General features: G+C 54.5%; 18 protein-coding genes and 1 riboswitch. Of the genes, 10 read left to right on the forward strand and 8 right to left on the reverse strand.

The genetic code is table 11. The features are described 5' to 3' along the window. Nucleotides 1-422: 422 nt before the first annotated feature. Nucleotides 423-2,012: a bifunctional phosphoribosylaminoimidazolecarboxamide formyltransferase/IMP cyclohydrolase gene (purH, locus tag FEK42_RS22080; protein ID WP_135493233.1), complete on the forward strand. Its 1,590-nt coding sequence runs from the start codon at nucleotides 423-425 to the stop codon at nucleotides 2,010-2,012. A gap of 11 nt (nucleotides 2,013-2,023) precedes the next feature. Next, on the forward strand, nucleotides 2,024-3,313 hold the full coding sequence (gene purD / locus FEK42_RS22085) for a phosphoribosylamine--glycine ligase (RefSeq protein WP_135490618.1): 1,290 nt from the start codon (nucleotides 2,024-2,026) through the stop codon (nucleotides 3,311-3,313). Here the strand turns inward: purD and zraR are convergent. Then, complete coding sequence (zraR, locus tag FEK42_RS22090) at nucleotides 3,310-4,635, reverse strand: sigma-54-dependent response regulator transcription factor ZraR (RefSeq protein WP_130210167.1); 1,326 nt, start codon at nucleotides 4,633-4,635, stop codon at nucleotides 3,310-3,312. The genes purD and zraR overlap by 4 nt on opposite strands. Beyond that, complete coding sequence (gene zraS, locus FEK42_RS22095; RefSeq protein WP_130210165.1) at nucleotides 4,632-6,029, reverse strand: two-component system sensor histidine kinase ZraS; 1,398 nt, start codon at nucleotides 6,027-6,029, stop codon at nucleotides 4,632-4,634. Before zraS ends, zraR begins: the two co-directional genes overlap by 4 nt. Nucleotides 6,030-6,266: 237 nt before the next feature. Between zraS and zraP the strand changes: the two genes are divergently transcribed. Then, entirely contained in the window at nucleotides 6,267-6,695 is a 429-nt protein-coding gene (gene zraP / locus FEK42_RS22100; protein WP_130210163.1) for a zinc resistance sensor/chaperone ZraP, read from the forward strand. 1 nt (nucleotide 6,696) lies between these two features. On the opposite strand, the gene FEK42_RS22105 is transcribed toward zraP, so the two are convergent. The 6 genes from FEK42_RS22105 to nudC form a co-directional block, all read right to left on the reverse strand. Further along, entirely contained in the window at nucleotides 6,697-7,392 is a 696-nt protein-coding gene (locus tag FEK42_RS22105; RefSeq protein WP_130210175.1) for a DUF1481 domain-containing protein, read from the reverse strand. A 12-nt stretch (nucleotides 7,393-7,404) separates the two neighbouring features. Continuing rightward, nucleotides 7,405-7,677: a nucleoid-associated protein HU-alpha gene (hupA, locus tag FEK42_RS22110; protein WP_001044513.1), complete on the reverse strand. Its 273-nt coding sequence runs from the start codon at nucleotides 7,675-7,677 to the stop codon at nucleotides 7,405-7,407. 186 nt (nucleotides 7,678-7,863) lie between these two features. Further along, a complete protein-coding gene (locus tag FEK42_RS22115; protein ID WP_130210161.1) occupies nucleotides 7,864-8,454 on the reverse strand; it encodes a YjaG family protein in 591 nt (196 codons plus the stop codon). A 42-nt stretch (nucleotides 8,455-8,496) separates the two neighbouring features. After that, nucleotides 8,497-9,168, reverse strand: coding sequence for a deoxyribonuclease V (gene nfi / locus FEK42_RS22120; protein WP_130259135.1), 672 nt, complete (start codon nucleotides 9,166-9,168; stop codon nucleotides 8,497-8,499). A gap of 9 nt (nucleotides 9,169-9,177) precedes the next feature. After that, nucleotides 9,178-10,242, reverse strand: a complete 1,065-nt coding sequence (hemE, locus tag FEK42_RS22125) for a uroporphyrinogen decarboxylase (RefSeq protein WP_130261378.1) — start codon at nucleotides 10,240-10,242, stop codon at nucleotides 9,178-9,180. A gap of 39 nt (nucleotides 10,243-10,281) precedes the next feature. Then, nucleotides 10,282-11,055 (reverse strand): NAD(+) diphosphatase, encoded by a 774-nt coding sequence (nudC, locus tag FEK42_RS22130; RefSeq protein WP_130210155.1) that lies wholly within the window; start codon nucleotides 11,053-11,055, stop codon nucleotides 10,282-10,284. A 94-nt stretch (nucleotides 11,056-11,149) separates the two neighbouring features. Here nudC and FEK42_RS22135 point away from each other — a divergent pair, with 94 nt between their 5' ends. The 7 genes from FEK42_RS22135 (at nucleotide 11,150) to thiH (ending at nucleotide 17,222) form a co-directional block, all read left to right on the forward strand. Next, entirely contained in the window at nucleotides 11,150-11,626 is a 477-nt protein-coding gene (locus FEK42_RS22135) for an Rsd/AlgQ family anti-sigma factor (protein WP_000934290.1), read from the forward strand. 51 nt (nucleotides 11,627-11,677) lie between these two features. Further along, nucleotides 11,678-11,778: riboswitch (TPP riboswitch) on the forward strand. A gap of 79 nt (nucleotides 11,779-11,857) precedes the next feature. Continuing rightward, nucleotides 11,858-13,753, forward strand: a complete 1,896-nt coding sequence (gene thiC / locus FEK42_RS22140) for a phosphomethylpyrimidine synthase ThiC (protein WP_135493232.1) — start codon at nucleotides 11,858-11,860, stop codon at nucleotides 13,751-13,753. Continuing rightward, a complete protein-coding gene (gene thiE / locus FEK42_RS22145) occupies nucleotides 13,753-14,388 on the forward strand; it encodes a thiamine phosphate synthase (protein WP_135493234.1) in 636 nt (211 codons plus the stop codon). The genes thiC and thiE overlap by 1 nt, the downstream gene beginning before the upstream one ends. Further along, nucleotides 14,381-15,136, forward strand: a complete 756-nt coding sequence (gene thiF / locus FEK42_RS22150) for a thiazole biosynthesis adenylyltransferase ThiF (RefSeq protein WP_135493231.1) — start codon at nucleotides 14,381-14,383, stop codon at nucleotides 15,134-15,136. The genes thiE and thiF overlap by 8 nt, the downstream gene beginning before the upstream one ends. Beyond that, nucleotides 15,120-15,320: a sulfur carrier protein ThiS gene (gene thiS, locus FEK42_RS22155; protein ID WP_130222630.1), complete on the forward strand. Its 201-nt coding sequence runs from the start codon at nucleotides 15,120-15,122 to the stop codon at nucleotides 15,318-15,320. The genes thiF and thiS overlap by 17 nt, the downstream gene beginning before the upstream one ends. A 1-nt stretch (nucleotide 15,321) precedes the next feature. Beyond that, complete coding sequence (gene thiG, locus FEK42_RS22160; RefSeq protein WP_135493230.1) at nucleotides 15,322-16,092, forward strand: thiazole synthase; 771 nt, start codon at nucleotides 15,322-15,324, stop codon at nucleotides 16,090-16,092. Beyond that, nucleotides 16,089-17,222: a 2-iminoacetate synthase ThiH gene (thiH, locus tag FEK42_RS22165; RefSeq protein WP_000847432.1), complete on the forward strand. Its 1,134-nt coding sequence runs from the start codon at nucleotides 16,089-16,091 to the stop codon at nucleotides 17,220-17,222. The genes thiG and thiH overlap by 4 nt, the downstream gene beginning before the upstream one ends. The last annotated feature ends 264 nt before the right edge of the window (nucleotides 17,223-17,486 follow it).

A 17,486-nucleotide genomic window follows, 5' to 3' on the forward strand; every position in this document is an offset into this window, starting at 1 on the left:
TTCCTCTTTCAGAGTCAACCCTGAATTTCAGGATTTTTCTCTTCAACCGAACCGGCTGTTTGTGTGAAGTGATTCACATCCGCCGTGTCGATGGAGGCGCATTATAGGGAGTTCTCCGTAGGCCGCAATAGAAAAATTGCAAAAAAATGACTGACTGCTGCATTCCCCAGCAAAACCCCGCTTTATACCTTTTTACGCACAGAGTTATCCACAATCATCAGCATAATTTCTGCATTTCTCACACGGTAAGCACAGTCAAAATAGTGATCGCCATTGAAAGAGAAAAATTCGCGAGCGTTGCGCAAACGTTTTCGTTACAATGCGGGCGAAAAATAAGGATGCCCCGTTAGGGGCGTTAGCTGAGTTTTTTGCGAAAAATTCAGCTAACGCTCTCTGTAATAGTCAAATCCAGGGGATTTACCATGCAACAACGTCGTCCAGTCCGCCGCGCTCTGCTCAGTGTTTCTGACAAAGCCGGTATCGTCGAATTCGCCCAGGCACTTTCCGCACGCGGTGTGGAGCTGCTGTCTACAGGGGGCACTGCCCGTCTGTTAGCAGAAAAAGGTCTGCCGGTAACCGAAGTTTCCGATTACACCGGTTTCCCGGAGATGATGGATGGACGCGTGAAGACCCTGCATCCGAAAGTACATGGTGGCATTCTAGGCCGTCGCGGCCAGGACGATGCCATTATGGAAGAACATCAGATCCAGCCTATCGATATGGTGGTTGTTAACCTGTATCCGTTCGCCCAGACCGTTGCTCGTGAAGGCTGCTCGCTGGAAGATGCGGTTGAGAACATCGATATCGGCGGCCCAACCATGGTGCGCTCCGCCGCCAAGAACCATAAAGATGTCGCAATCGTGGTGAAGAGCAGCGACTACGACGCCATTATTAAAGAGATGGATGCCAACGAAGGATCGCTGACGCTTGCAACCCGTTTCGACCTCGCCATCAAAGCCTTCGAACACACTGCCGCCTACGACAGCATGATTGCCAACTACTTCGGCAGCATGGTTCCGGCCTATCACGGTGAAAGCAAAGAAGCCGCAGGTCGCTTCCCGCGTACGCTGAATCTGAACTTCATTAAGAAGCAGGATATGCGCTACGGCGAGAACAGCCACCAGCAGGCTGCCTTCTATATAGAAGAGAATGTAAAAGAAGCCTCCGTTGCTACCGCAACCCAGGTTCAGGGTAAAGCCCTCTCTTATAACAACATCGCCGATACCGATGCGGCGCTGGAGTGCGTGAAAGAGTTCTCCGAGCCAGCATGTGTGATTGTGAAGCACGCCAACCCGTGCGGCGTGGCTATCGGCAATTCCATTCTTGATGCTTACGATCGCGCGTACAAAACCGACCCAACCTCCGCATTCGGCGGCATTATTGCTTTTAACCGCGAGCTGGATGCGGAAACCGCACAGGCCATCATTTCTCGTCAGTTTGTCGAAGTGATTATTGCGCCGTCCGCCAGCGAAGAAGCCCTGAAAATCACCGCCGCCAAGCAGAACGTACGCGTTCTGACCTGCGGTCAGTGGGGCGAACGTATTCCGGGTCTTGATTTCAAACGCGTGAACGGCGGTCTGCTGGTTCAGGATCGCGATCTGGGGATGGTCGGTGCGGAAGAACTGCGCGTCGTCACCAAACGTCAGCCGACCGAACAGGAACTGCGTGATGCGCTGTTCTGCTGGAAAGTAGCGAAATTCGTGAAATCCAACGCTATCGTCTATGCCAAAAACAATATGACCATCGGAATTGGCGCGGGCCAGATGAGCCGCGTGTACTCCGCGAAAATCGCCGGTATTAAAGCCGCCGATGAAGGCCTGGAAGTAAAAGGTTCCTCTATGGCTTCTGACGCGTTCTTCCCGTTCCGTGACGGTATTGATGCCGCCGCTGCGGCGGGCGTGACCTGCGTAATCCAGCCTGGCGGTTCTATCCGCGATGACGAAGTGATTGCCGCCGCCGATGAACACGGTATTGCGATGCTCTTCACCGACATGCGCCACTTCCGCCATTAATGGAGCGACAGATGAAAGTATTAGTGATTGGTAACGGCGGGCGCGAGCACGCACTGGCCTGGAAAGCGGCCCAGTCGCCGCTGGTTGAAACTGTTTTTGTTGCCCCGGGTAATGCAGGCACTGCGCTGGAACCCACGCTGCAAAACGTCGCTATCGGCGTGACCGATATCCCGGCGCTGTTGGATTTCGCACAAAACGAAAAGATCGATCTGACCATCGTCGGCCCGGAAGCGCCGCTGGTGAAAGGCGTAGTCGATACCTTCCGCGCCGCCGGGCTGAAAATCTTCGGCCCAACCGCAGGTGCCGCGCAACTTGAAGGCTCGAAAGCGTTTACCAAAGATTTCCTGGCCCGCCATAAGATCCCTACGGCGGAATACCAGAACTTCACCGAGGTAGAACCAGCGCTGGCGTATCTGCGTGAGAAAGGCGCGCCAATCGTCATTAAAGCTGACGGTCTGGCTGCCGGGAAAGGCGTTATCGTGGCGATGACGCTGGAAGAAGCCGAAGCGGCTGTTCACGATATGCTGGCGGGCAACGCTTTTGGCGACGCGGGTCATCGCATTGTGATCGAAGAGTTCCTCGACGGCGAAGAAGCGAGTTTTATCGTGATGGTGGACGGCGAGCATGTGCTGCCGATGGCCACCAGCCAGGATCACAAACGCGTAGGCGATAAAGATACTGGGCCAAACACTGGCGGAATGGGCGCTTACTCTCCTGCGCCAGTGGTAACTGATGAAGTTCATCAGCGCACCATGGAACGTATCATCTGGCCAACCGTGAAAGGCATGGCGGCGGAAGGCAACACCTACACCGGTTTTCTCTATGCGGGCCTGATGATCGACAAACAGGGCAACCCGAAGGTTATCGAATTTAACTGCCGCTTTGGCGATCCGGAAACTCAGCCGATTATGCTGCGCATGAAGTCAGATCTGGTTGAGCTTTGCCTGGCAGCCTGTGAAGGTACGCTGGACGAGAAAACGTCAGAGTGGGATGAACGTGCTTCTCTCGGCGTGGTGATGGCTGCGGGCGGGTATCCGGCTGATTACCGCACCGGCGATGTGATCCACGGCCTGCCGCTGGAAGAAGTGGCAGGCGGCAAAGTGTTCCACGCTGGCACGAAACTGGCGGATGACGAGCAGGTAGTGACCTGCGGCGGGCGCGTACTGTGCATCACCGCGCTGGGTCATACCGTGGCAGAGGCGCAGAAACGCGCCTATGCCTTAATGACCGATATCCACTGGGACGACTGCTTCTGCCGGAAAGATATCGGCTGGCGCGCTATCGAGCGCGAGCAGAACTAACGCGACAGTTTTGCCAATAGCGTTTTACGCGTGATCCCTAACTGACGGGCGGCTTCGGTTTTGTTGCCGCCCGTTTTCTCCAGTGCCGCCAGAATCACCTCTTTTTCCACTTCCACCAGCGGCTGAATATCCTGACTTTGCGCCAGCGGGATCGGCGTACTCGCAATCGCCAGCGGCAGCTCGCGTTCGGAAATATATTCCCCGGTCAGCAACACCACTGCCCGTTCTACCGCGTTTTCCAGCTCACGAATATTTCCCGGCCAATCGTAATGAATCAACAGATCCATTGCCTGTGGCGTAAAGCCTTTTACCGCTTTGCGATTGCGTTCGGCAAACCGCTGAAGAAAATGGTTAGCCAGCAGAGGAATATCCTCCCGCCGTTGCCGCAGCGATGGCACTTCAATCGCCACCACGTTCAGGCGATAGTAGAGATCCTGGCGAAAACGCCCGGCATTTACCTCTGCGGCAAGATCGCGATGGGTCGCCGCAATCAGCCGGACATCGACCGAAATAGTCTGGTTGCTGCCGACACGCTGAACTTCACGCTCCTGAATCGCACGCAGCAGACGGACCTGCATCATCGGCGAGATATCGCCAATTTCATCGAGAAACAGCGTTCCGCCATCCGCCTCAACAAAGCGCCCTTCCCGCCGTTTGTCGGCTCCGGTAAACGCCCCTTTTTCGTGACCGAACAATTCAGATTCCAGCAAGGATTCGTTGAGTGCCGCACAGTTGAGCGTTACCAGCGGTTTTTCGCTACGTGCGCTACTGGCGTGAATCGCCCTGGCGACCAGCTCTTTACCGGTACCGGAATCGCCGTGGATCAGCACCGTGGCTTCCGATGGCGCGACAAGGGCAATTTCACCGAGCAGGTGTTGCATCGCTGCGCTTTTACCAACCATCCCGAACTGGCTGGCGGACACCGCAGGTATTTCAGCATCGACACTGTGCGTATGCGCGAGCGCCTTTTCCAGCGTCGCCTGCAGGTTATCGAAATCCAGCGGTTTGATGAGATAATCCAGCGCCCCGGTTTTCAACGCCTCTACCGCCGTCTCGACGCTGGAGTAAGCGGTCATAATCAGTACCGGAATCGCCGGATTTAACGCTTTGATCTCTTTCAGCGTGGCGATGCCGTCCATCTCTGCCATTCGCACATCGCAAAGCACAAGATCAAAAACCTGTTCCCGCACCTGCTCCAGCGCCTGTCGCCCGCTGTTCGCCAGCGCGACGTTATAGCCCCAGCCGCGCAGCAATGCCTGCAAAATAGTGCAGTGGCTAATGTCATCATCCACCACCAGAATATCGATATTATCGTGCGTCATCCTTGTGGGTCCTTACGCGTAATATTGACCGGAAGCCAGAGGGTGAACGTTGCGCCTTTCCCCTCCTGGCTTGCAACCTGAATTGTACCACCGTGTTGTTCAACAATATTATGCACGACCGCCAGCCCCAGCCCGGTGCCTTCGGCTTTAGTGGTGAAGTACGGGGTGAAGATGGCTTCAAGCTGATCCGCCGCAATTCCCTTACCGCTGTCAGTAACACTAATTTTCACGCCTGCGCCGCTTTCGCTGGCCGTCACGCTAATCACGCCATGCTGACCAATCGCCTGAATAGCATTGAGATAGAGATTCAACAGGACCTGAGTCAGCCTGTCCGGATCGGCCTGAATTTCCGGCAACATGTCGTTGGCGGTAAAGCGTAACTGGATCTCCCGGCTGTTTGCATCCTGGCTTACCAGCTGTAATGAGTGGTTAATCAGAGTGTTGAGATCCACCCCCTGCAAAGCCAGATGCGTTGGTTTAACCAGTTCCAGCAGCTCGCTTACCACGCGGTTTAAACGGTCGGCTTCTTTCGCCATCACCTGCGCCAGTTGATGCGCTTCTCCCCCTGCTGGCGCACGTTCGGCAAAATATTTCGCCAGCCCTTTAATCGAGGAAAGCGGGTTACGGATTTCGTGGGCAACGCCTGCCGCCAGATGCCCCAGCGCCACCAGCTTCTCTTTGCGCTTCATTTCATCCTGCAACAGCTGGCGCGAGCGCAGATACCGGCGATACCAGAAGAATGACAACACGCTTGCCAGCATTACCGTCGCCAGAGCGAAGAGGATAATCAGGGTATTGCGCTTTTCCCCACTCTGGGTTGCAACCAAATCGCTGGCGTCAACGGCGATGAAAATAGCCTGTTGTGCTTCTGCCTGTGGCACAGCTTTGCCGTTACAGCGCGGCATATTGTGCATACCATGCCGCCAGGGCGATGACATTGGCTGGAACAAACGATAGACCTCAAGCGCAGGCGTTTTTTCTGCATCCTCAAGCAGTCTCCAACGGGAGTTTTCCTCTGGCTTTAACTGCTGCATTTCATCCGGCGAATAGAGTGCACGCCCAACCATTTCGGGGTCACTATGAAGAATAATGATGCCCTGTGCATCGGTGACCGCAAACCACAACACCCCAGGCTGGCCAGCCATCTCTTCCAGAAGCGCCTGTTGCTGCACATGGTGCATTCGCATCCCCATCCCTACGCGGCTTCCTGACTCCAGAGCGCGAATGAGCACATTACCTTTTTCCAGTAATGCCTGACGGTCAGCCTCGCTTGCCCGCCCATAATCACGAATCACAGTTACCGCAAACAATCCCACCAGCCCAACAATGACCACGGGGAGGATCGCGCTTAACCATTTGGCTAAGGTGTCTTTAGAACGTCGCATAAAACGTATCTTCTTCTTTGCCTGTTCATCCCTTTTTGACAGCAGAAATCATGCCATCTTTTAGCAGCGCTTACCCTGCGCTGTAACACAAAGACTTAAGTTTCAATGAGTAAAAATGACTCGCTACCCACAGCAGGCGAGTCATTTTTACTCGCTTATCACGCCAGATTGCCCGTCATATCAGCGTTTCGTTGTTGGCACGAAAGATGCAATACCCAAAGTAAGACAACCACTGGAGGATTAACCATGAAACGGAACACGAAAATTGCCCTGGTGATGATGGCGCTTTCAGCAATGACGATGGGATCGACATCTGCATTTGCTCACGGCGGACACGGTATGTGGCAGCAAAATGCCGTGCCTTTGACCAGCGAACAACAGACAGCGTGGCAGAAAATCCATAATGACTTTTACGCTCAAAGCAGCGCACTGCAACAGCAACTGGTGACGAAGCGTTATGAATACAATGCCCTGTTAGCCGCTAATCCACCGGATAGCAGCAAAATTAACGCGGTCGCCAAAGAGATGGAGGCTTTGCGTCAGTCGTTAGATGAGTTACGGGTGAAACGGGATATTGCGATGGCTGAAGCGGGTATTCCGCGCGGTACCGGAATGGGCATGGGTTACGGCGGCTGCGGTGGTGGTGGCGGTCATATGGGAATGGGCCACTGGTAAATCAGAACGTTTTCTCGTTGGGTTGCCAGCGACAGAAATCAGAGTTTGCCACCAACAGTAATTGCGAACCTTCGGGCGCTTCCAGCCATGCCACGCTGACATCAACAGAAGAGCGGCTCTGGCGGCGCTCGATATGCGCTATCGCCTGCGAATCTAAATCAGGTTTAATGGTTTGCCCTTCGCAGGTGGTCACGGTCTGTTCCATCGCATGCCAGCGCCCCTGACGCAGCACGACTCTCCCCTGACGTAAGGCATCGCTAATCTGGCGGATTTGGTCAGCACGATAACGATATAAATCAATTTGGTCGTTAGAAAGCTGCTGCTTTTCCCCATCGGATTCGCGTTGCATAAAGCTCAGATCGCCGCGATCGTCAAAACGCGCGCGAATGTTCACCGGCGGTTCGCTGTAAACATTGATATTGATAAGCGTGAGGTTATCGCCCTGCCAGCGATACTCTCGCGTCGTGGTATCGCCATTGCGCCACGGGCTAAATACGGCAAGCAGATGGACATTATCGCCGCTGTCTTTTCGCCAGATGCGTACCGCGCCCTGATCTTCAGCAAATCCACTGGCGGTAAAGGGAGGAAGTGAGGAGTTATGGCTACAAGCAGTAAGAAACAGCGCGCCTGCCAGCATCAATGAGCGACGCCAGAAAGACAAAAGGGGTGAAACCACCCCTTCGTTAAAACTGTTCACTGCCACGCAATCTTACTTAACTGCGTCTTTCAGTGCCTTGCCAGAAACAAATGCCGGTACGTTCGCAGCGGCGATTTTGATTTCTTTACCGGTCTGCGGGTTGCGGCCAGTACGCTCAGCGCGGTGGTTCACTTTGAAGGTACCGAAACCAACCAGTTGTACAGCATCGCCTTCTTTCAGAGACTCAGTAATTGCAGCCAGAGTGGACTCCAGAGCAGCTTTAGCCTGGGTTTTGGACAGTTCTGCTTTCTCTGCAATTACATCAATCAGTTGAGTCTTGTTCATAAGTTATCCTTACAATGTGTTTATCGCTTGCTAAGCATCGAGTGCGACGGAAATGCCAGAATAGCACTCTCCTGCATACGCGCACCGATAGCCACTTTTTTTCGCCCCCCAAATGTAGACCAGACGGGGGGCGAAAGGGAAGACTCCAGGTACGACAAATCAGGCGTTAATTCACGTTTTCTGGTCTTATTGCTGAAAAATTATACCAATATTGCTCTCGCCCGTCTCACGCAGGTCTGCCCTAAGGCCTTTTATCAGCTCGATATCGCGTTCTTCGCACTCAGCTAAAAGTCGGAATATTTCCCACTGAATGTCCCATTCTTGCTCTACAGCTGGGTTTTCTTTGAGCTCTTCATCGCTCATTTCGCGACCAGCCTGAGTCATTTCCAGCATCGCAACGGTCGTGATGGAGGTCTTACTCACTTCCACCGCGTGTTCGAGCGTTTCACCACTCAAACGCGAATGGACCAGTTCACTTAACGCCACGCAGGCATCGATTGCCGGATAAACGCCGTACAGATCGAAATCGTCGGCTGACGGGATCGCTTCTTCAAATTTCTCCAGTTGGCTGTCGAAATTTACTTTTGCGTCTTTGACGGTCAGCGTTTCCCAGATGAGATCGAGAATGCGGCGATAAATTTGCCCATCGCCAAAACCGGTTTGCTGGCAGAACATGGCGTAATTGGGGTACATGCGTTCGCACAGACAAGCCATGAAAGTGACATGCTGCCAGCTTTCCAGGCGCTCCAGACGCAGATGAATTGGGTTTTGTAACATGTTGAGTTCTCAAATACGGGAATTATCCGCAGTTTACCTGAATTAGGGCTGATTTGCTGTATAGCGCACGAACGCCGGACGTTCCGAGGCCACCGCGTCCGCCCAGCGCGTTGGCTCCGGCAGACGATAGCCTTTCATGCAGCGTTGTACCCACGCCAGCGCGCTATCCACACTGACCCGATGGCCAGTAGAAATAAACAGAGGGTTACAGCGCGCTTTGCTGCGCCAGACCCAGGCCAGCTGCTCGCCTTTATCCATCAGCGGGGCCAGTGCGCCCGGTTCGCTGGAGAGCGGTTCGAATTTACCGCAGAGCCGCTTTTTCGCCACGCCAATGGTCGGCACATCCACCAATAAGCCAAAATGGCTGGCGACGCCAAGACGGCGCGGATGCGAGATCCCGTGACCATCGACAAACACTAAATCCGGCTTTTGCGACAGCATCTCCCACGCTGCCAGCAGCGCAGGATATTCGCGAAAGGAAAGAAAACCTGGAATGTAAGGCATGGTAGTAGCGATGCGGGCCACTTTATACTCCACCAGCTCAAGCGAGGGGTATTTCAGCAGCACCATCGCCGCTCGCGTCACTTCTCCGCCCTGCTCAAACCCGACATCGGCTCCGGCGATCAGATCCGGCGGATCTTTATCGAGTCGATCCTCGCGGATCACAGAAGAAGCTAGTTCAAGTTGTTGAGCGCGTAATGACGCGAGATCCATAACCACTCCTTACTGATGATAAGGCGCAGACAGGCGATGCACTGCCTCCACAAATACGCCAGCATGTTCTGGCGGCACATCCTGATGGATACCGTGGCCGAGGTTAAAGACGTGGCCTTCACCGTGACCGAAACCGGCAAGGATTGTCGCCACTTCTTCTTCAATGCGGGCAGGCGGCGCATACAGCATCGACGGATCCATATTGCCCTGCAGCGCGACTTTATCACCCACGCGGCGGCGTGCATCGGCGATGTCCGTTGTCCAGTCGAGGCCCAGCGCATCGCAACCGGTTTCTGCCATGGCTTCCAGCCACTGTCCGCCACCTTTGGTAAACAGCGTGACCGGTACGCGGCGACCGTCGTTTTCACGCAGTAAACCATCAACAATTTTATGCATGTAATAGAGCGAGAACTGTTGATAATCGCGCCCGGTTAGCACGCCGCCCCAGGTGTCGAAAATCATCACTGCCTGAGCACCGGCTTTAATCTGCGCATTCAGGTACAGAGTGACGCTTTTCGCCAGTTTATCGAGTAGCGCGTGCAGCGCCTGCGGATCGGCATACATCATTTTTTTAATCACGGTGAACGCTTTGCTGCTGCCGCCTTCCACCATATAGGTCGCCAGCGTCCACGGGCTGCCGGAAAAACCAATCAGCGGCACTTCGCCTTTCAGTTCGCGACGAATGGTACGCACCGCGTTCATCACGTAACCCAGCTCATCTTCCGGGTCCGGAATTGGCAGTTTATCGACGTCAGCTTTGCAGGTGACTGGTGTGGTAAAACGCGGACCTTCCCCGGCTTCAAAATAGAGCCCTAACCCCATCGCGTCCGGCACGGTGAGGATATCGGAAAAGAGGATCGCCGCATCCAGCGGATAGCGACGCAGCGGTTGCAAAGTCACTTCGCACGCCAGCTCGGCGTTTTTGCACAGCGACATAAAATCGCCCGCCTGGGCGCGCGTGGCTTTGTATTCCGGTAGATAGCGGCCCGCCTGGCGCATCATCCATACTGGAGTGACATCAACGGGCTGGCGCAGCAGCGCCCGCAGATAACGATCGTTTTTAAGTTCGGTCATTTTGGCTGTTCCTTAGTGCGTCAGGCGGTCAGTGTATCATCACTCATACTCTGCCCGACACATCGCCACCGTATCTTCTATCAGACGGCGCGCTACGGTGCCGGGCGGTGGAAGTAACGGCAAATCGTCATAGCGATACCAGTTCGCCTCGAGCAATTCTTTCGGGTCGATCACGATGTCGCCGCTGTCATATTCCGCCATAAACGCGGTCATTAAAGACTGAGGAAACGGCCACGGCTGGGAAGTCACGTACCGCAAGTTTTTGACTTTGATGCCGCTCTCTTCCATCACTTCCCGCGCGACTGCCTGTTCGAGGGTTTCGCCCACTTCGACGAATCCGGCGAGTACCGTATGGACACCGTTACGATGGCGGGTATGCTGGGCAAGAAGGATTGAATCATCGCGACGGATGGCAACGATAATGCAGGGAGCGATTTGTGGGTAGTAACGCTCACGGCAGTGGCTGCATAGCATCGCCCATTCGGTTTTGCTCGGATACATGTCATGCCCGCAGTAACCGCAGTATTTATGCGAGCGATAAAACTCCGCCAGTTGCACACCACGTCCGGCTAATTGAAACAGCCCGACATCCAGATCAATGACCTGGCGCACCGAGCCCATATCGTGACGGCGCTGCTGTTGCACTAGCCAAACAGGTTCTCCCTGCCATTCGCCGATTTGTAGTGCGCGCTGACCCACAAGATCGAAATTTGCCGCTTCGCCGTATGGTAATTCTCCCTTCGGCAACCATAATTTTTGTTCATGACTGACTACCCACCAGCCGTGATCTAATTTTTCAATTATACGATCCATAGCTCTTGCACTACCTTTGCATCACTGGCATGTTTAACATGGTTTTTACATTTCTCACTGAGCAGTTTTTGAAGACAAACTTGCGGAGTCAATCATGCTTAACCAGCTCGATAACCTGACGGAGCACGTCAGAGGAAGTAACAAACTGGTTGATCGCTGGCTACATGTACGTAAGCATCTGCTCGTGGCTTACTACAATCTGGTTGGCATTAAGCCTGGCAAAGAATCGTACATGAGGCTGAATGAAAAAGCCCTTGATGATTTTTGCCAGAGTCTGGTCGACTATCTGTCTGCCGGACATTTCAGTATTTATGAACGCATTCTTCATAAACTGGAAGGCAACGGGCAACTCGCTCATGCCGCGAAGATTTGGCCGCAGCTGGAAGCCAACACGCAACAGATTATGGATTACTATGATTCCAGCCTGGAAACCGCCATCGATCATGATAATTACCTTGAGTTTCAACAGGTTTTATCTGACATCGGCGAGGCGCTGGAAGCACGCTTCGTACTGGAAGATAAGCTGATTCTGCTGGTACTTGACGCCGCTCGCGTCAAACATCTTGCTTGAGTTCTGCGCTGTTAACGCGTAATTTACATTCAACGCCCCGTTTGTGGGGCTAATTTCTTGTCGGAGTGCCTTAACTGGCTGAGACCGTTTATTCGGGATCCGCGGAACCTGATCAGGCTAATACCTGCGAAGGGAACAAGAGTTAATCTGCTATAGCATCGCCTTTGCGGCGATCGTCTCTTGCTTCATCCGTCGTCTGACAAGCCACGTCCTTAATTTTTGGAATGAGCTATGTCTGCAACAAAACTGACCCGCCGCGAACAACGCGCCCAGGCCCAACATTTTATCGACACCCTGGAAGGCACCGCCTTTCCCAACTCAAAACGCATTTACATCACTGGCACACACCCCAGTGTGCGCGTGCCGATGCGTGAGATCCAGCTTAGCCCGACGCTAATTGGCGGCAGCAAAGAACAGCCGCAGTACGAAGAAAACGAAGCGATTCCGGTCTACGACACCTCCGGTCCGTATGGCGATCCGCAGATCGCTATTAACGTTCAGCAAGGGCTGGCAAAACTACGCCAGCCGTGGATCGATGCGCGTGGCGATACTGAAGAACTTACCGTGCGCAGTTCCGATTACACTAAAGCGCGGCTGGCTGATGATGGTCTCGACGAGCTGCGTTTTAGCGGCGTATTAACGCCAAAACGCGCCAAAGCAGGACGCCGCGTCACACAACTGCACTACGCCCGCCAGGGCATCATCACACCGGAGATGGAGTTCATCGCCATTCGCGAGAATATGGGCCGCGAGCGCATCCGTAGCGAAGTTTTGCGCCACCAGCATCCGGGAATGAGCTTTGGCGCACGTCTGCCGGAAAATATTACTGCGGAATTTGTCCGTGATGAAGTTGCTGCCGGACGTGCGATTATCCCGGCCAACATTAATCATCCGGAATCGGAGCCGATGATTATTGGTCGCAACTTCCTGGTAAAAGTTAACGCCAATATCGGCAACTCAGCGGTCACCTCTTCCATCGAAGAAGAAGTGGAAAAGCTGGTATGGTCCACGCGCTGGGGAGCGGATACCGTGATGGATCTCTCCACCGGTCGCTATATTCACGAAACCCGCGAGTGGATTTTACGTAACAGCCCGGTGCCGATCGGTACAGTGCCGATCTACCAGGCGCTGGAGAAGGTTAACGGGATCGCCGAAGATCTTACCTGGGAAGCGTTCCGCGACACGCTGCTGGAACAGGCCGAGCAAGGTGTGGATTACTTCACTATCCATGCGGGCGTACTGCTGCGCTATGTACCGATGACCGCGAAACGCCTGACCGGTATCGTCTCTCGCGGCGGTTCGATTATGGCGAAATGGTGCCTCTCCCATCATCAGGAAAATTTCCTCTATCAACACTTCCGCGAAATTTGTGAAATCTGCGCAGCTTATGACGTTTCGCTGTCGCTGGGCGATGGTCTGCGCCCCGGTTCTGTTCAGGATGCCAACGATGAAGCGCAGTTTGCCGAGCTGCATACGCTGGGCGAACTGACCAAAATCGCCTGGGAATATGACGTGCAGGTGATGATTGAAGGCCCCGGGCATGTGCCGATGCAGATGATTCGCCGCAATATGACCGAGGAGTTAGAGCACTGCCACGAAGCGCCGTTTTACACTCTGGGGCCGCTAACTACCGATATTGCGCCGGGCTATGACCACTTCACGTCAGGGATTGGTGCGGCGATGATTGGCTGGTTCGGCTGCGCGATGCTCTGTTACGTAACGCCAAAAGAGCATCTGGGTCTGCCTAATAAAGAAGATGTTAAGCAGGGGCTTATCACCTATAAGATTGCCGCCCACGCCGCCGACCTGGCGAAAGGGCATCCGGGCGCGCAAATTCGCGATAACGCCATGTCGAAAGCCCGCTTCGAATTTCGCTGGGAAGACCAGTTTAATCTGGCCCTCGACCCGTTTACCGCCCGCGCTTATCACGATGAAACCCTGCCGCAAGAGTCCGGCAAAGTCGCCCATTTTTGCTCCATGTGTGGACCGAAATTCTGCTCAATGAAAATCAGCCAGGAAGTGCGCGATTACGCCGCCGCGCAAACTATTGAAGTGGGAATGGCGGATATGTCGGAGAACTTCCGCGCCAGAGGCGGAGAAATCTACCTGCGTAAGGAGGAAGCGTGATGTATCAGCCTGATTTTCCTCCTGTACCTTTTCGTTTAGGACTGTACCCGGTGGTGGACAGCGTACAGTGGATCGAACGTCTGTTGGATGCAGGCGTACGTACTCTCCAGCTACGCATCAAAGATCGGCGCGATGAAGAGGTGGAAGCCGATGTCGTGGCGGCAATTGCGCTGGGCCGCCGCTATAACGCACGATTGTTTATCAACGATTACTGGCGGCTGGCGATTAAACATCAGGCGTATGGCGTCCATTTGGGGCAGGAAGATTTGCAAGCCACCGATCTCAGCGCCATCCGCGCGGCAGGCCTGCGGCTGGGCGTTTCGACCCATGATGATATGGAGATCGACGTCGCGCTGGCAGCACATCCTTCTTATATCGCACTGGGACATGTATTCCCGACGCAAACCAAACAGATGCCTTCTGCACCGCAGGGGCTGGAACAGCTGGCACGGCACATTGAGCGTCTGGCGGATTATCCCACCGTGGCGATTGGCGGTATCAGTCTGGCGCGCGCGCCTGCGGTGATGGCGACGGGTGTCGGCAGTATCGCCGTCGTCAGCGCCATTACTCAAGCCGCAGACTGGCGTTTGACAACGGCACAGTTGCTGGAAATTGCAGGAGTTGGCGATGAATGACCGTGATTTTATGCGTTATAGCCGCCAAATCCTGCTCGACGATATCGCTCTTAAAGGGCAGCAAAAACTGCTCGATAGCCAGGTGCTGATTATTGGCCTGGGCGGGCTGGGGACACCTGCTGCGCTATACCTGGCGGGAGCTGGCGTCGGGACGCTGGTACTGGCAGATGACGACCATGTGCATTTAAGCAACCTGCAACGACAAATCCTCTTTACCACTGAAGATATCGATCGCCCGAAATCGCAGGCCAGCCAACAGCGACTGACACAGTTGAATCCCGATATTCAACTGACGGCATTACAACAGCGGTTAACGGGTGAGGCGTTAAAAGATGCGGTAGCACGGGCCGATGTCGTGCTCGACTGTACCGACAATATGGCGACTCGCCAGGAGATTAATACCGCCTGCGTGGCACTCAACACGCCTCTTATCACCGCCAGCGCGGTCGGATTTGGCGGTCAGTTGATGGTACTGACGCCGCCCTGGGAGCAGGGGTGTTACCGCTGTCTGTGGCCAGATAACCAGGAGCCAGAACGCAATTGCCGCACGGCGGGCGTGGTTGGCCCGGTGGTCGGGGTTATGGGCACGTTGCAGGCACTGGAAGCAATTAAGTTATTAAGCGGTATAGAGACGCCTGCGGGAGAACTCCGACTGTTCGACGGTAAGTCGAGCCAGTGGCGCAGCCTGGCGTTGCGCCGCGCCAGTGGTTGCCCGGTATGCGGAGGAAGCAATGCAGATCCTGTTTAACGATCAACCGATGCAGTGCGCCGCCGGACAAACAGTTCACGAGCTGCTGGAGCAACTCAATCAACAACAAGCGGGCGCGGCACTGGCGATTAATCAACACATCGTCCCGCGTGAGCAATGGGCGCAACATATCGTGCAGGATGGCGACCAGATCCTGCTTTTTCAGATTATTGCAGGGGGTTGAGATGTTACGTATTGCGGATAAAACGTTTGATTCACATCTGTTTACCGGCACCGGGAAATTCGCCTCTTCACAACTGATGGTGGAAGCGATTCGCGCGTCTGGCAGCCAGCTGGTGACGCTGGCGATGAAACGCGTCGACTTGCGCCAGCACAACGACGCTATCCTCGATCCACTTATCGCGGCGGGTGTGACACTGCTGCCGAATACTTCCGGGGCGAAAACCGCGGAAGAAGCCATTTTCGCCGCCCATCTGGCACGTGAAGCGTTAGGCACAAACTGGCTAAAACTAGAGATTCATCCGGATGCACGCTGGCTGTTGCCCGATCCCATCGAAACCCTGAAAGCCGCAGAAACGCTGGTGCAACAGGGATTTATCGTGCTGCCTTACTGTGGTGCCGATCCGGTATTGTGCAAACGACTGGAAGAAGTCGGCTGTGCAGCGGTGATGCCGCTCGGCGCGCCGATTGGCTCGAATCAGGGGCTGGAAACCCGTGCCATGCTGGAGATTATTATCCAGCAAGCCTCGGTTCCGGTGGTCGTCGATGCTGGCATCGGCGTTCCCAGCCATGCCGCGCAGGCGCTGGAAATGGGCGCCGATGCCGTGTTAGTGAATACGGCGATTGCCGTCGCGGACGATCCCATCAACATGGCGAAGGCATTTCGTCTGGCAGTAGAAGCAGGCCTGCTGGCACGTCAGTCCGGACCGGGCAGCCGCAGTCATTTTGCCCATGCCACCAGCCCGCTGACCGGATTTCTGGAGGCATCGGCATGAAAACCTTCAGCGATCGCTGGCGACAACTGGACTGGGATGACATCCGCCTGCGTATCAACGGCAAAACGGCTGCTGACGTAGAGCGGGCACTAAATGCCTCGCAACTCACCCGCGACGATATGATGGCGCTGTTATCGCCAGCCGCCAGTGGCTATCTGGAACCACTGGCCCAACGGGCGCAGCGCCTGACCCGTCAGCGATTTGGCAACACAGTTAGTTTCTACGTCCCGCTTTATCTTTCCAATCTTTGCGCTAACGACTGCACGTACTGCGGATTTTCCATGAGCAATCGCATCAAGCGCAAAACGCTGGATGAAGCGGATATTGCCAGGGAAAGCGCCGCTATACGGGAGATGGGCTTTGAACATCTGCTATTAGTCACTGGTGAACATCAGGCGAAAGTGGGGATGGATTACTTTCGTCGTCATCTCCCTGCCCTACGTGAACAGTTCTCTTCACTACAGATGGAAGTACAGCCGCTGGCGGAGGCGGAATACGCCGAGCTAAAACAGCTTGGTCTGGATGGCGTGATGGTTTATCAGGAGACATATCACGAGGCGACTTATGCCCGCCATCATTTGAAAGGCAAAAAACAGGACTTCTTCTGGCGGCTGGAAACGCCGGATCGGCTGGGTCGGGCGGGGATTGATAAGATTGGCCTCGGCGCGCTAATTGGCCTTTCCGACAGCTGGCGCGTTGACTGCTACATGGTTGCCGAACATTTGCTATGGCTGCAACAGCATTACTGGCAAAGCCGCTACTCTGTCTCCTTCCCGCGCCTGCGCCCATGTACTGGCGGCATTGAGCCTGCGTCGATTATGGATGAACGCCAGTTAGTGCAAACCATCTGCGCCTTCCGTCTGCTTGCGCCGGAGATTGAACTGTCACTCTCCACGCGGGAATCACCGTGGTTTCGCGATCGCGTGATTCCGCTGGCGATCAATAACGTCAGCGCCTTCTCGAAAACGCAGCCAGGTGGTTATGCCGATAATCACCCCGAGCTGGAACAGTTCTCACCGCACGACGATCGCAGGCCGGAAGCGGTTGCTGCCGCGTTAACTGCTCAGGGTTTGCAGCCGGTATGGAAAGACTGGGACAGCTATCTGGGACGCGCCTCGCAAAGGCCATGAGACAGAATGTAAGAACGTAAATTTATTCCGAGCCGCTACGGAAGATGAAAAACGCAAGCTTGTTGAAAGCATTGTGTTTTTTTATGGTAGTGCCGTCAGCAGGAATGTTGTCCAGGGCGAAAAGCTTCTTCCTCGTTTCGCCCTGCCTTTCTTAAAAATTCCGTAATGCAAAGTCTGAAGCCATCGCCTGTTGAGCAATGAAAGAGATCTGATTGTAAGAGAGTAAATACTCAACTATGATAGAGACGAAAATAAGAACACATG

The organism is Escherichia sp. E2748 (genome assembly GCF_005781125.1).
GTDB lineage: Bacteria > Pseudomonadota > Gammaproteobacteria > Enterobacterales > Enterobacteriaceae > Escherichia.